Source organism: Kribbella sp. WER1, assembly GCF_054189145.1.
The window spans coordinates 216,740-230,197 of record NZ_CM135186.1; the positions used below are offsets into that span (position 1 = coordinate 216,740).

Consider the following 13,458-nt stretch of genomic DNA (forward strand, 5'->3'; position numbering starts at 1 on the left):
CCGGTCACGATCCCTTGAAAACATCGTCACTCTCAGCAATTGTTGACGGCTACCGCCACTCGGGGGCAGTAACGATGAGAAGGGGGAAGTGTGTCAGCGATGAGTAGGCTCGCCGGGCAGTGCCGTGATGTGAGGAGTCACGGCAACGCAGGTCTCGGACGGGCTGCGATCCAACCGGCGGTGTGCACCGGCATCCACGAGGTGAACTCGTCGATCCCGTCGGTGCAGCCGCGACGCGTGGCGATGCTCAGGTTGAGCAACGGTATGACGACCACGCTCCGACTCAGGTCCGGTGCGGAGGCACCGGCGCCTGGAAGTACGGTCTACGTCCAAGGTGGCCGGGGCATGGGTGACCAGCCCGCATCAGGTGGGGTCATCCTCGCGTCGAGCGAGCCCGGCCGGACGTCGGCGTACTGAGTCAGTGACTCGCCGGTCTCAGGTGTCCAACGCCCAGCTGAGGCCGGCAAGTCCCTGGGACAGCCATCAGTCCACGGGATCGGTGAATTCACGGATCTCGATGGGGGAGTACGGTGCCTCGGGCAGCCGCGCGGCGATCTCGGCCGCCCGTTCGAGGCTCGCGCAGTCGACCACGTAGTACCCGGCCAGCACTTCCTTGGCCTCGGTGAACGGCCCGTCGGTGACCGCCGGTACGCCGTCCTGGACCCGGACCACGCGGGCGTTCTTCGTGGTCAGGCCGACCCCGGCGACGAACTCGCCGTTGGCGACCAGCTCGTCGGAGAGCACGCGGTGCTGGTCCATCACACCGTCGATGCCCTGCTCGTGCAGCGTGTCCCAGGTCTGTTCGTTGCCGTAGATCAGCAGCATGTACTTCATGGCTTCACGGTAGCGACTACCAGGTCGCACCGGCAGGCTGACGCGTGGTCGTGTTCAGCCGGTTGAACAGGTTGGTGAGCGCGATCATCAAGATGATCGCGGACAGTTCCTTCTCGTCGAAGTGGTCGGCGGCCGCGTTCCAGATCTCGTCGCTGACCGCGGTCGGGTTGTCCGCCAGCCGGGTCGCCGCCTCGGTCATCGCGAGTGCGGCCCGCTCGGCGTCGGTGAACAGGTCGGAGTCCCGCCAGGCGGCCACCTGGTGCAGCCGCTCGTCGGTCTCGCCGTTCTTCAGCGCCGACTTGATCCCGCCGAACACACAGGGCGAGCAGCCGTTGATCTGGCTGGCCCGCAGGTGCACGAGCTCCAGCACCTTGCCGTCGGTGCCGGAGGCGCCGATCGCCTTGTAGATGTTCTGGATGCCCTTGGTGGCGTCCGGCAGGATCATCGCGGGGTTGGTCATCCGTGCTTGCATCGTGGTTTCTCCATCAGGTCTTGGTTGCTTTCACCCCCTTGACGGATGCTGCGCGGCGGATGTGACAGCGAAGCGGAGATCTTTCGCGAGCCGGTTTTCGACCGGTACAGCGGGGTCGGAGTACTGCCCGGTGAGGCAGATCGGACCGGCGTACCCGAGCTGCTGCAGCGTCGCGAACACAGCCGGCCAGTCCGACATCCCCTCCTCGGCCTCGACGAAGTTCGTCCGCCAGCCGTCGCCGGTGCGGACGTAGTGCACGTTCTTCAGGTTCACGATCCCGAGCCGGTCCGCGCCGAGCTCCAGCGTCACCGCGGGACGGTCGCCTGCGAGCGCGTCGTGCGCCGCGTCCCAGACCAGCTTGAACCGGTCCGGGAGCCCGTCGAGCAGTTGCAGTACGCCGAGCGTCGACGACACGTACCGTCCGTGATGCGGCTGGACGCCGACCTGCACGTCGTACCGCTCCGTCAGTTCGGCGGCCTGCTCGAGCAGCGTGCGGTTCCGGCGTACCGACGCGGCGTATCCGTCCGCGCCGAGCTCGGCCATGATCCGGATCATCGGGACGCCGGCCTCCGCGCAGGCGGCGAACACCGGCTCGGTGAGGTCGCTCGCGACGCTGATCGGTTCGATGCCCTCGGCCCGCAACTGCGCGGTGAACTTGGGCAGCTCGGCCTCCGCGTTCCCCGGCGTGACGTACGCCGTGTCCCGCACCGGCACCTCGGCGCCGCCGAACCCGAGACCGGCGACCAGCCGGCCGAGCTCGGCCCCGGGCAGCCCCGCCCACGGTTTGGTGAAGACGGACCACAGATACGACATCAACGGCCTCCCAGCCCACTCATCGTGATACCTCGGACGAACCAGCGTTGCGTGAGGAAGAACAGGACGATCAACGGGATCGTCGTGACGGTCGCGGCCATCAGCAGCAGGTTCCACTGGGTGCCGTTGGTGTCCTGGAACACCTGCAGCCCGACCGACGCAGTCCGGGTCGCGTCGCTGTTCGAGATCACCAGCGGCCACAGCAGGTTGTTCCACTGCCCGATGAACTTGAACACGGCCAGCGTCGCGATCGCCGGCACCGCGAGCGGCACGATCACCCGCACGAACGCCTGCCAGCGGTTCGCGCCGTCCAGCCGCGCGGCCTCCTCGTAGTCGCGCGGAATCCCGAGGAAGAACTGCCGGAGCAGGAACACCCCGATCGCGGTGAACGCGTGCGGCAGGATCATCCCCGGCCAGGTGTCGATCCCGTGCAGCTTCGCGACCAGCACGAACTGCGGGATCAGCGTCACCTGCGACGGGATCATCAACGTCGCCAGGTAGATCCCGAACAGCCAGCCGCGGCCGGGGAAGTTCAGCCGGGCGAACGCGTACGCCGCGAGCGCGGCCGTGACGGTTTCGAGGATCGTCGTACCGGCGGCGAAATAGATCGTGTTCAGCAGGTACTTGCCGAGCGGGATCAGGTCGAACGCGCGGGTCAGGTTCTCCGGGCGCCAGCTGCTCGGCCAGAACGACGGCTTCGCGGCCATCGACTCGGCGTCGGACTGGAACGCGACCAGCACCATCATCACGACCGGCACCAAGGTGATCGCGGTGACCAGGAAACAGGTGAAGACGACAAGCTTGCGCCTGATTTCAGTTGTCATAGTGCACCAGCCTCCGCTGGAACAGGAACTGGCCTGCGGTGATCATCACGATGAACGCGAACAGGACCAGCGACTGCGCGGCGGCGTACCCCTGGTCGTAGTTCTCGAAGCCGGTCCGGTAGATGTACATGACCAGCGTGGTGGTGCGGGTGCCCGGTCCGCCGTTCGTCATGATCAGCGCCTGGTCGAAGACCTGGAACGAGCCGATCACCGACGTCACGATCACGAAGAACAGCGCGGGGGAGAGCATCGGCAGCGTGATGTGCCGGAAGCTGTTCCACGGCGACGTACCGTCCACGCGGCCGGCCTCGTAGAGCTGCTGCGGGATCGCCTGCAGCCCGGCCAGGAAGACCACCATGCCGAACCCGAAGCTCTTCCAGACGCTCATCAGGATCAGCGCGGGCATCGCCCAGGTGTCCGAGATCAGCCAGGACGGCCCGTCGATCCCGAACCATCCGAGCACGGTGTTCACCAGTCCGTCGTGCGGGATGTAGAGCCAGATCCAGACGAACGCGACCGCCACCGTGATGGTTGCGTACGGCAACAGCAGGAGGCTGCGGAAGACAGCGATCCGCTTCAGGCCCTGGTTCAGCAGCAATGCGAGCGCGAGGCTGACCAGGATCGTGAGCGGGACGCTGACCAGCGTGAAGTACGCCGTGTTGCCGAGCGCGGACCAGAACGTCGGGTCCGGGCCGAGGCGGGCGAAGTTGTCCAGGCCGGCCCAGGTCGGGGCGCTGAACAGGTTCCAGTTCAGCAGCGAGATCACGCCCGCGGCGACGACGGGTCCGGCGGTGAAGATCAGGAAGCCGACGAGGCTCGGGAGGATGAAGAGCCACGCCGTGAGCGATTCGCGGTTGCGCCAGCGAGGAGTTGGGGTCTTCGGTGGTGCTGGCGTGGTTGTGACGGGAGCGGTGTCGACGGCCATGCGGCTCACCCCTTCCTCGCCGTGGCCTGGCGGACGGTGTCGAGATGCTGCCGCATCAGTACGTCGAGACGCGGCGTCAGACCGTGAATCGCGTCCGCGACCGGGACCTGGCCGAGGAACGTCCGCGGCAGGTCTTGGCCGAGCAGCTGCTTGACCTGGTTCCAGTTCGTCGTGACGTCGAACGCGTGCCCGCCGGCGACCTTGCCGGCCAGGATGTCCTGGACGATGCCGAGGTTGTCCGGCGGCGGCTGGAACGCCGTACCCGCGCTCAGCCGGGCGGGGTTGTTGCGGCCGGCCTTGGCGTAGATGTCGAGCGCCCCGGTACTCGTGAGCGTCTTCAGCAGCTTCCATGCGAGGTCGACATTGCGTGTCCCCGACGGGATCGCGAAGCTGGACCCGGAGACCCGAGGTTTGCTGCCGGCCGGGCCGGCAGGGAACGGGATGATGTCCCAGTCGAACTTCGCCTTCCGGGCGTTCACCACCTGCCACGGCCCGTTCTGCATGAACGCGACGTTGCCCTGCAGGAAGTTGGACAGCGAGTTCTCGGTGACCAGGTTCTTGATCGGCGGCGTCACCTGGTCCTTCACGAACAGGTCGATGACGAACTGCAGCGCCTGCATCGCCTCCGGGTCGCCGAGCGTACTGCGGCTCGCGTCGGCGCTCATCACGTTGCCGCCGGCGCAGTAGATCCACGACACCAGGTCGTCGATCGCCGGCGCGCAGGTGAAGCCGTACTGCCGGCCGGGTTTCGTGAGCTGTTTGGCGAGGTCGCGGAACGTTGCCCAGGACATCGGCTCGGTCCGGGACGGGAGCGGGATGTTCTGCTTCTTCAGCAGGTCCTTGTTGTAGTACATGACGGTCGGCGCGACGTCGAAGCCGATCGCGTACGTCTTGCCGTTGAAGCTGGAGATCTTCCGGCTGGTCTCGTAGAAGTCGTCGGTCGTGAAGTCCGGGTCCGCGTCGATCAGGTCGTCGAGCGGGCGGTGCGCGCCACGGGCGGCGTACGTCGGGATCAGCGTGCCGTTCAGCGCGGTGACCAGGCTCGCCGTACCGCTGACGAGTTGCAGGTCGAGCTTGGTCGGGTATCCGGGCGACGGGGTCAGGGTGGCGACGGACTTGACGCGGAGCTGCTGCTCGACGTACTTGCCGAAGTCGGCCCAGACCAACTTCTCGGCGGCACTGCTCGACCACATCGACCAGGTCGCCGTACCAGCCGACGGGCCTGTCGAACATCCGGCCGCCGCGATCCCGAGGCCGGCGCCACCGGCCATCGTCAGGAACCTGCGGCGGGACAGGTTGGTGCTCATCGTTCTCCTCACCGGTAGAGCAGGTCGATCGACTCGGCGCGGATGCGCTCCTCGTCGACCTCGACGCCCAATCCAGGGGCGGTGGGGACCGTCGCGACGGCCTTGGTGATGTTCAGCCCGTCGACGTACAGGTCGGTCAGCAGCTCCGGCCCGTTGAGCTCGGCGGGCAGGGCGAGCTCGAGCTGACTGAACACGTGCAGGGCGGCGGCGAATGCGATGCCGCAGTCGGTGAGTCCGCTGGCCAGGATCTCCAGGCCGCCGGCGAGGGCGGTCTGCGCGGTCTTGAGCGCGTTCCGCAGACCGCCGGACTTGCAGACCTTCACGACAACCAGGTCGGCGGCGTCCAGGCGGATCGCGCGGGCGAGGTCGGCGGCGGAGAAGCTGCCTTCGTCGATCGCGATCGGCAGGTCGACGAGCCCGCGGAGCCGCTGCATCCCGAGCGTGTCGGTGCTCGGCACCGGCTGCTCGACGCAGTGGATCGTCCGGACGTCGCGGGTCCGGTCGAGAAGCTGCCGGAGCGCGGCCGGGCGGTACGACTGGTTCGCGTCCAGCCACAGAGGCTTGCCGTCGGCAACTTCCGCGACGGTCTCGATCGCGGCCGTGTCGGCATCCAGGTCGCCACCGATCTTGACCTTGTACGCCGCGTAGTCCGACGACTGGAGCGCATGCTCGCGGACCACGTCCTGGTCGCCGACGCCGATCGCCGAGCAGAGCGGGATCTCGTCGTACACCTTGCCGCCGAGCAGCGCATGCACCGGGACGCCGGCGAGCTTGCCGGCCGCGTCGTGCATCGCGACGTCGACGGCGGCGCGGGCGAACGGGAATCCGTTCGAGACCGCCGGGCTGAGCCGCTTGGCGGCGCGCTGGTGGAAGAGTTCGACGTCGAACGGGGTGAGCTCTTCGAGGATCGGCGCGAGGTGGCGGCGGATCACCACCGCCATCGTCTCGGCGGTCTCGTAGCTCCAGCTCGGCAGCGCCCGCTGCTCGCCCCAGCCGACGACGCCGTCCGCGGTGGTGAGCTTGACGAACACGACCGCCCCGGCCTGATCGGGTGCGGCGTCGGGGGCACCGACCGGACCGCTGCCGAGCACGAACTTCCGCGCGAACGGTACGGCGACCGGGAACACCTCGACCTTCACGATGCGGCTCATGCTGCGATCGACCAGGTAGCTGGGTCCACGAAACTCGGGCCTTGGGTGCCGTCCTCGAGCCACTTGATCGCGTCACGGACGACGTACCCGGCCAGCGCCAGGTGTCCCTCCGCGGTGTCGCCTGCAATATGCGGAGTCAGCAGCAGATTCTGTGATCGCAGGACGTGTTCGCCGAAGGACGGGGGCTCGGGGTCGTAGACGTCCAGCGCCGCGTAGATCCGGCCGCTCAAGGCGTTCTCCAGCAGTGCCGGCTGATCGATCGCAGGCCCCCGGGACGAGTTCACGACGACCGCGCCGTCCGGCAGGTTGTCGATCAGCGCGCGGGTGATCATGCCCTTCGTCTCCAGCACGTTCGGTACGTGGATGCTCAGGAACGGCGCGCTCGCCACCTCGTCGAGGGGCGCCGTACGGACGCCGAGCTCGGCGGCTCGCTCGTCCTTGAGGTACGGGTCGTATACCGCGACGTCGCACGCGAACGGTTTCAGCATCGCGATCAGCGCCCGCGCCGTACTGCTCGCGCCGACGATCCCGACCTTGGCGCCTGCGAGTTCGTGACCGCGGTACTCCGTCTGCTTCCACCCACCGCCGCGCACCGCGCCGTCGAACCGCGGCAACCGCCGCGCCAACGTGAGCATCGCGCCGAGACAGTACTCACCGACCGACCACGCGATCCGCGGGCCGGCCGTGAACACGCCCACGCCGTCCCCGAGCACCGCCGGGTCGATCAGGTTCTTCACCGTTCCTGCCGCATGCGCGACCACCTTCGGGCCGCCGTCCGCCCACAGCTCCTTCGGGAGTCGCGGCGTACCCCAGCTGGTCAGCAACAGGTCTGCGCCGGCGGCCAACTCCGGTACGGCCGCAGGATCAATCCCAGGCGGAGTGCTGCCGCCGGTCAGGGTGTGCTCGGCACCCGCCCACACGACCTCGAAGCGGTCCTCGAGCAGCGTGCGGGTCTCTGCGTCGACCACGTCCGCGGCACGTTCCGGGGAGATGAGGGCGGCGAGTCTCGGGGTGGGGTTCGGCACCGGAGTAGCTCCTTCGGTTGGGATTGGAATGACGGTAGGCGCTTTCCGTTATGCAGGTCCAAGCCCATTTCCGTATGAACCGATACCGTGCACGCATGGACCTGTCGCTCCAGCAACTCCGCGGATTCGTCGCCGTCGCCGAGGAACTGCACTACGGCCGCGCCGCCCAACGGCTGAACCTCACCCAGCCCCCGCTCACCCGCCAGATCCAGGGCCTGGAACGCACGCTCGACGTCCGCCTCTTCGACCGCACCGGCCGCGGCGTCCGCCTCACCGCGGCCGGTGGCGTCTTCCTCGAACACGCGCGCCGCGTCCTGGCCCTCCTCGAGGTCGCCCCGGTAGCCACCCGCCGCGCCGCCGACGGCACCACCGGCACGTTGCGGCTCGCCTTCACCGCGATCGGCGCGTACGCCGTACTCGCCGACTTCCTCACCATGGTCAGCAGGCGCACCCCCGGCGTGACGGCCGAGCTGACCGAGCTCGTCAGCCCGGACCAGTTCGACGCGCTCGCGAACCTCGAGATCGACCTCGGGCTGGTCCGCCCGCCGATCCCAGCGCAGTTCGAGTCGCTGCTGGTGCACTCCGAGGACCTCGTCCTCGCCGTACCGGCCGACCATCCGCTCGCCGCGGGCAAAGGTCCGGTCTCGCTCGTCGACGTCACCGACGACTACATCGGCTACAGCCCGGAGGGATCGCAGTACCTGCACGACATCTGCGCCGCGATGATCGGCATGGACCGGTACGCCGTCAGCCAGCTCGCCTCGCAGGTGCCGACCATGCTCGCGCTGGTCCGGGCCGGCCTCGGCTGCGCGCTGATCCCGCGATCGATCATGGCGATGCGGGTCGAGGGCGTCCGGTACCGCGAACTCGACACGGCCGACGCGCACTCGGTCACGCTGCACGCCTGCTGGAGCCCCGACAACCCGAACCCGGCGCTGCAACGCCTGGCCGAATCGCTGCGCGCCGATCCGCACTTGACTTAGAGCGAACTCTAATTCGTACATTCGATGACATGACTGCACAACACAAGATCGGCTCCGGCTTCGGGCACGACAGCACCGCGGACGACGTCCTGGCCGGCCACGACCTGACCGGCAAGCTCGCGATCGTCACCGGCGGGTACTCCGGTCTCGGCCTGGAGACCACGAAGGCGCTGACGAAGGCCGGCGCACACGTCGTCGTACCGGCGCGCCGCCCGGACGCGGCCCGCGAGGCGCTCGCCGGGGTGGATGGCGTGGAGATCGACGAACTGGACCTCGGCGACCTGGGCAGCGTGCGCGCGTTCGCGGACCGGTTCCTGGCGACGGACCGCTCGATCGACATCATGATCGACAATGCCGCGATCATGGCGAGCCCCGAGACGCGGGTCGGTCCCGGCTGGGAGGCGCAGTTCGCGACGAACCACCTCGGGCACTTCGCGCTGGTGAACCGGTTGTGGCCGGCGATCGCCGCGAACGGCGGCGCGCGGGTGGTGTCGGTGTCGTCGTCGGCGCATCGGCGGTCGGACATTCGGTGGGACGACCTGGAGTTCCGGCAGGGGTACGACAAGTGGGCGGCGTACGGGCAGGCGAAGACCGCGAACGTGCTGTTCGCCGTTGCGCTTGATGCCTTGGGCAAGGATTCTGGGGTGCGGGCGTTCGCGCTGCACCCGGGTGGGATCCTCACGCCGCTGCAGCGGCATCTGCCGCGGGAGGAGATGGTTGCCTTCGGCTGGATCGACGAGGACGGCAACCTGCTGAGCCCGCACTTCAAGTCGCCCGAGCAAGGCGCGGCGACGCAGGTGTGGGCGGCGACGTCGCCGCAGCTCGACGGTCTGGGTGGCGTCTTCTGCGAGGACTGCGAGATCGCGGAGGTGTCGGACGACAGCCCGTACGGCGTACGGCCGTACGGGATCGACCCGGCGTCGGCCGCGCGGCTGTGGACGGTGTCGGCCGAGCTCACGGGGGTGAACGCCTTCGGATAAGGTCACCAGTTTGTGAAGGCACCTGAGGTCACCGCGATCGTCGCCCGGCTGCGCGCGTCCGGCTGCGTGTTCGCCGAGGACGAGGCCGCGCTGATCCTCGAGACCGCCCAGGACGCGGCCGAGGTCGCGGCCATGGTCGAGCAACGGGTGGCCGGGGCGCCGCTGGAGTACGTCGTCGGCTGGGCGTCGTTCCACGGCCTGCGGATCGCCGTCGAGCCCGGCGTGTTCATCCCCCGTCGCCGGACCGAGTTCCTGGTGAGCGAGGCGCTGCGCGTCGTCCGCGCCGGCAACACACTCGTAGACCTGGCCTGCGGCACCGGCGCCCTCGCCGCCGCCGTAGCGTCGGAGGTTGCCCGGCGATCTGTTGCTGGTGTCGAGCCGGAGCCGTCGGTGGTGGTGTATGCGGCCGACATCGAGCCGGTCGCGGTGCGTTGTGCCCGGCGGAACCTCGCGCCGTACGGCGGGATGGTCTTCGAGGGTGACCTCTTCGACGCGTTGCCGGAGGATCTGCGCGGGCGGATCGACGTACTGCTCTCGAACGTCCCGTACGTACCCACCGACGAGATCCGGCTCCTCCCGCCGGAGGCGCGGTTGTACGAGCCGCGCGTGACACTCGACGGCGGCCCGGACGGGCTCAGCACCCTGCGCCGGGTGGTCGCCGGCGCAGGGGAGTGGCTCACCCCGGGCGGCCACTTGTACGTCGAGATGAGCGACCGCCAGGCCCCGATCGCCCAAGCGGTGATGACCGCCGCCGGCCTCACCGCCGAGATCACGACCGACGACGACCTCGGCGCAACCGTCGTCCACGGCCGAACCTCGTTCTAACCAACCCGCGGCTTGGCGTAGTTGGTGAGGGATGGGGCGAGGAGAGTGAACGCGGTTTCGGCCTCAGCTCCTACTGTGGTGGCGATTTGGGGTGCGGGGAGGCCGGCGAGGGTCAGTTCCTGGATTCGTTGGAAGAGGATTCGGTGGACGGCGCCGAACAGGCCGGCTGTCGTGCGGACTGTGATGTCGTCGGGCTCGGTCCCGGCTGCTTCGGCGAGGGCTTCGGCGAGGGCTTGTTCGCGTTGGTCGTGGAGGGTGCGTAGGCAGGCGACCAACGTCGGGCTGGCGGCGATCATCCGGATGAACTCCGGGCCCGCGAAACCGGCGACCGCGTCCTGTGTCTCGACTGCGGTGGTGAACGCCCGGCGCAGCGCCTCATACGGCGACTCCCCGGCGGATCGGCCTCGGACCGCGTCGGCCAGGGAGGCGGTGAAGGCGTCCTGGTGGTCGAGGGCGAGGTCCTCTTTCCGGGCGAAGTAGTTCGTGACGGTCTTCTTCGCTACCCGGGCCGCGGCGGCGATCTCGGCGATTGTCGTCTCCTCGAAGCCCTGCGCGATGAACAGCCGGGTCGCCTGGTCGGAGATCTGTTGCCGGGTCTCCTGCTTCTTGAGCTCGCGGAGCCCGAGTGGGGCGGTCGTGATCGGTTCCATGACGGCAATCATACCCTCGTCATAAAAGTATGTTGACAGCACCGAAGGTGTCTGGTTAAAGTTACTCCCGTCGTAAAAATACTCTGAAGGGAAGTTGTGGATGCGCACTCCGAAACACGGTGCACCCCGGTCCGGCTCGGCGTTCCAGCGCCGGGACGACCAGCGGCGTACGGCGCAGCTCCGCGTCGTGCGCTACCAGCAGCCCGTCGCCCGGCGCGTCAACCCGCGCCGCAACGGCCGCTGACCCACCAGTTCGCCCAGTCACCGAGTTCTCCGGAAGGGAATCCCATGAACATCACCGCATCCACCCTGTCGCTGACCGTCGACGACGTTGCCGCGTCGCACGCGTTCTTCACCAAGCACCTCGGGTACGTCGAGGAGGTCGCCGCGGAAGGTTTCGCGAAGCTGAACCGCGACGACGCCCTCGAGATCGTCCTGCTGCAGCGCGGCATCGAGGTACTGCCGCCGGAGCAGCGCGACCAGCGGGCCGCCGGCCTGATCGTCGCGTACACGATCAGCGGCATCGAGGCGGAGGAGGAGCGCCTGCGCTCCGAAGGCGTCCCGATCTCGATGCCGCTGCGGGTCGAGCCCTGGGGCGAGAAGCTGTTCCAGGTCACCGATCCGAACGGTGTCGTCGTCCAGTTCGTCGAGTGGGCGGCCTAGACCCGGCGCTGGACGTGCAGTAGATACTCGCGGCGGTTGAGCGGGTCGTGATCGGTCCGCGGCCGGTCCGGTAGGTGGCCGGTCACCGGCTGGTACCGCTCGAACGCCGATTCGAGTACGCCCTCGCCGCGGGTGAGGGCCGGGAGCTGCTGCTCCAGTTCGTACACGGCGGCCGCGGGGACCTCACCTTCCAGGGTCGAGGTCTCCGCGGCCAGCGCCGGTACCTGCGGGATCGCCCGGAGCCGGGCGAGGGTCGCGAGTACGGCGCGGGTCGTGTCGGTCGGGATCTCCAGCCGGAAGCGGTGCATCGGCTCGTGCACCGTCGTACCGGCCTGCTGGAGTGCAGTCATCAGGACCAGCGGGGTTAGCAGCCGGAAGTCGCCCGCGGTGCTCGACATGCTCTTGTCGAACACCGCGTGCGCGTGACTCTGCCGGGCGGAGTACCCCGAATGCGTCATCACGACGTGCGCGTCCGGGATCTGCCAGCCGTGCAGACCCTGCTGCAGCGTCTCGCGGACGGTCTCCTCGACGGCCTTGATGAACGCGTACGGCATCGACCCGAGTTCGACGTCGAGCTCGAACGTGACACCTGCGTCGACCGGCGCCGGCTCGACGCGCAGCCCGACCGTGGCGAGGAACGGGTTCGGGTCCTTCTTGTTGAACTCGACCGCCTGGCCGGTGCCGGCGATCCGCTCGATGCAGATCGTCGTGGTCTCACGGAAGTCGACCGCGATCCCGTACTCGGTGGCCAGTGTGGTCTCGATGACCTCCTTCTGGACTTCGCCGTACAGCGACACGGACGTCTCCTGGCGGAGGTCGTCCTGGCGCAGGTTGATCAGCGGGTCCTGCTCGGCCAGCTGGGTCAGCGCGACCTGCAGGTTGCCCTTGTCGGACAGCCGCCGCGGCATCACCACGGTCTCCAGCGTGGGTGGCGCGAACTTTGCGGAAACAATTCGCCGCTGGGTGGCGGATTTGTTCCGAAGATCGGAGATGGTGTCGCCGATCCTGATGTCGGGCAGGCCCCAGAGCTTGCCGATCTGCCCGGCGGAGAGCGCGTCGCCGTACGTCTCGAGGGCGGTGATCTTGCCGTCGGTGTCGCCGTACCGGATGCGGTCGCGGACGGCGACGGTGCCGGAGAACAGCCGCACGTACGCGATCTTCTCGCCGGCCGGGCCGCGTTCGACCTTGAAGACCGTGCCGTCGAGCGGACCGGTCGTGGTGCCGGCGCGGGGGAGCAACTCGCGGATCCCGTCCGTGAGAGCGTCCGTGCCGGCGCCGGTGATCGCGGATCCGAAGTACACCGGGTGCACGATCGCCCGGCGGGTCTGGTCCGCGAGTACGTCGTGCAGCCCGAGCGGGGCGCCGTCGACGTACCGCTGGAGCAGGTCGTCGTCGTGCTCCGCGAGGACGTCGAGCAGCGCGTCCTCCTGCACGATCGGCTTGAACGCCGCCTCCGGGGTGCCGAGGTTCGACGCCTCACCCATCGGCACGATGCCCGGCGTCAGCTTGGCCGCGATCTGCCGGAGCACACCGTCGTACTGCGCGCCCGGGCGGTCGAGCTTGTTGACGAAGATCAGCGTCGGGATGCGTAGCCGTTGCAGTGTCCGCATCAGGATCCGCGTCTGCGCCTGCACGCCCTCGACCGCCGAGATCACCAGCACCGCGCCGTCGAGCACGCTCAACGCCCGCTCCACCTCGGCGATGAAGTCCGGGTGCCCCGGTGTGTCGATGAGGTTGATCCCGAGCTCGCCGATCCGGAACGCGGCCACCGCCGACTTGATCGTGATCCCACGCTGCCGTTCCAGCGCGAGCGAGTCGGTCTGAGTACTTCCGTCGTCGACGCTCCCGACCGCGTCGATCACCCCGGCGGCGAACAGCAGCCGCTCGGTCAGGCTGGTCTTACCGGCGTCGACATGCGCCAGGATCCCAAGATTCAGTACTTCCACGCAGCTTCATGTCCTTCGAACAGGTGTGGTCCATTTCCATGCCAGACATGAAGCGAGGTC

General features: G+C 68.4%; 16 protein-coding genes. 6 read left to right on the forward strand and 10 right to left on the reverse strand.

Going from position 1 to position 13,458, the window contains the following annotated elements; genetic code table 11:
- Positions 1-99 precede the first annotated feature (99 nt).
- On the forward strand, positions 100-417 hold the full coding sequence (locus tag ACXJJ3_RS00995; RefSeq protein ID WP_458167893.1) for a hypothetical protein: 318 nt from the start codon (positions 100-102) through the stop codon (positions 415-417).
- Between the two features lie 66 nt (positions 418-483).
- On the opposite strand, the gene ACXJJ3_RS01000 is transcribed toward ACXJJ3_RS00995, so the two are convergent.
- Genes ACXJJ3_RS01000 through ACXJJ3_RS01035 form a run of 8 tightly spaced genes read right to left on the reverse strand, consistent with a single transcriptional unit; the run spans position 484 to position 7,351 of the window.
- The gene (locus ACXJJ3_RS01000; RefSeq protein ID WP_458167894.1) at positions 484-834 is read right to left on the reverse strand and encodes a YciI family protein; all 351 of its coding nucleotides are present in this window, start codon (positions 832-834) and stop codon (positions 484-486) included.
- A gap of 16 nt (positions 835-850) precedes the next feature.
- Positions 851-1,306: a carboxymuconolactone decarboxylase family protein gene (locus ACXJJ3_RS01005; RefSeq protein WP_458167896.1), complete on the reverse strand. Its 456-nt coding sequence runs from the start codon at positions 1,304-1,306 to the stop codon at positions 851-853.
- 30 nt (positions 1,307-1,336) lie between these two features.
- Positions 1,337-2,119, reverse strand: coding sequence for a sugar phosphate isomerase/epimerase family protein (locus ACXJJ3_RS01010; RefSeq protein ID WP_458167897.1), 783 nt, complete (start codon positions 2,117-2,119; stop codon positions 1,337-1,339).
- Positions 2,119-2,943, reverse strand: a complete 825-nt coding sequence (locus ACXJJ3_RS01015; protein WP_458167898.1) for a carbohydrate ABC transporter permease — start codon at positions 2,941-2,943, stop codon at positions 2,119-2,121. Before ACXJJ3_RS01015 ends, ACXJJ3_RS01010 begins: the two co-directional genes overlap by 1 nt.
- Positions 2,933-3,868: a carbohydrate ABC transporter permease gene (locus ACXJJ3_RS01020; RefSeq protein WP_458167899.1), complete on the reverse strand. Its 936-nt coding sequence runs from the start codon at positions 3,866-3,868 to the stop codon at positions 2,933-2,935. Before ACXJJ3_RS01020 ends, ACXJJ3_RS01015 begins: the two co-directional genes overlap by 11 nt.
- Before the next feature lie 5 nt (positions 3,869-3,873).
- A complete protein-coding gene (locus ACXJJ3_RS01025) occupies positions 3,874-5,175 on the reverse strand; it encodes an ABC transporter substrate-binding protein (RefSeq protein WP_458167900.1) in 1,302 nt (433 codons plus the stop codon).
- A gap of 8 nt (positions 5,176-5,183) precedes the next feature.
- Positions 5,184-6,326 carry a mandelate racemase/muconate lactonizing enzyme family protein gene (locus tag ACXJJ3_RS01030; RefSeq protein WP_458167901.1) on the reverse strand — a complete coding sequence of 381 codons (1,143 nt, stop codon included), beginning with the start codon at positions 6,324-6,326 and terminating at the stop codon, positions 5,184-5,186.
- Positions 6,323-7,351 carry a hydroxyacid dehydrogenase gene (locus ACXJJ3_RS01035; RefSeq protein WP_458167902.1) on the reverse strand — a complete coding sequence of 343 codons (1,029 nt, stop codon included), beginning with the start codon at positions 7,349-7,351 and terminating at the stop codon, positions 6,323-6,325. Before ACXJJ3_RS01035 ends, ACXJJ3_RS01030 begins: the two co-directional genes overlap by 4 nt.
- Positions 7,352-7,446: 95 nt before the next feature.
- Here ACXJJ3_RS01035 and ACXJJ3_RS01040 point away from each other — a divergent pair, with 95 nt between their 5' ends.
- The 3 genes from ACXJJ3_RS01040 to ACXJJ3_RS01050 are packed head-to-tail and all read left to right on the forward strand — an operon-like array spanning position 7,447 to position 10,139.
- Complete coding sequence (locus ACXJJ3_RS01040) at positions 7,447-8,334, forward strand: LysR family transcriptional regulator (protein WP_458167903.1); 888 nt, start codon at positions 7,447-7,449, stop codon at positions 8,332-8,334.
- A gap of 29 nt (positions 8,335-8,363) precedes the next feature.
- Entirely contained in the window at positions 8,364-9,314 is a 951-nt protein-coding gene (locus tag ACXJJ3_RS01045) for an SDR family NAD(P)-dependent oxidoreductase (protein ID WP_458167904.1), read from the forward strand.
- Positions 9,315-9,326: 12 nt separating this feature from the next.
- Complete coding sequence (locus ACXJJ3_RS01050) at positions 9,327-10,139, forward strand: putative protein N(5)-glutamine methyltransferase (protein WP_458167905.1); 813 nt, start codon at positions 9,327-9,329, stop codon at positions 10,137-10,139.
- Here the strand turns inward: ACXJJ3_RS01050 and ACXJJ3_RS01055 are convergent.
- Positions 10,136-10,789, reverse strand: a complete 654-nt coding sequence (locus ACXJJ3_RS01055; protein WP_458167906.1) for a TetR/AcrR family transcriptional regulator — start codon at positions 10,787-10,789, stop codon at positions 10,136-10,138. The genes ACXJJ3_RS01050 and ACXJJ3_RS01055 overlap by 4 nt on opposite strands.
- 100 nt (positions 10,790-10,889) lie before the next feature.
- Between ACXJJ3_RS01055 and ACXJJ3_RS01060 the strand changes: the two genes are divergently transcribed.
- A complete protein-coding gene (locus tag ACXJJ3_RS01060; RefSeq protein ID WP_458167907.1) occupies positions 10,890-11,033 on the forward strand; it encodes a hypothetical protein in 144 nt (47 codons plus the stop codon).
- A gap of 44 nt (positions 11,034-11,077) precedes the next feature.
- Complete coding sequence (locus tag ACXJJ3_RS01065) at positions 11,078-11,452, forward strand: VOC family protein (protein WP_458167908.1); 375 nt, start codon at positions 11,078-11,080, stop codon at positions 11,450-11,452.
- Here the strand turns inward: ACXJJ3_RS01065 and ACXJJ3_RS01070 are convergent.
- Positions 11,449-13,398: a GTP-binding protein gene (locus ACXJJ3_RS01070; RefSeq protein ID WP_458167910.1), complete on the reverse strand. Its 1,950-nt coding sequence runs from the start codon at positions 13,396-13,398 to the stop codon at positions 11,449-11,451. The two genes, ACXJJ3_RS01065 and ACXJJ3_RS01070, sit on opposite strands and share 4 nt — an antisense overlap.
- Positions 13,399-13,458: the final 60 nt, after the last annotated feature.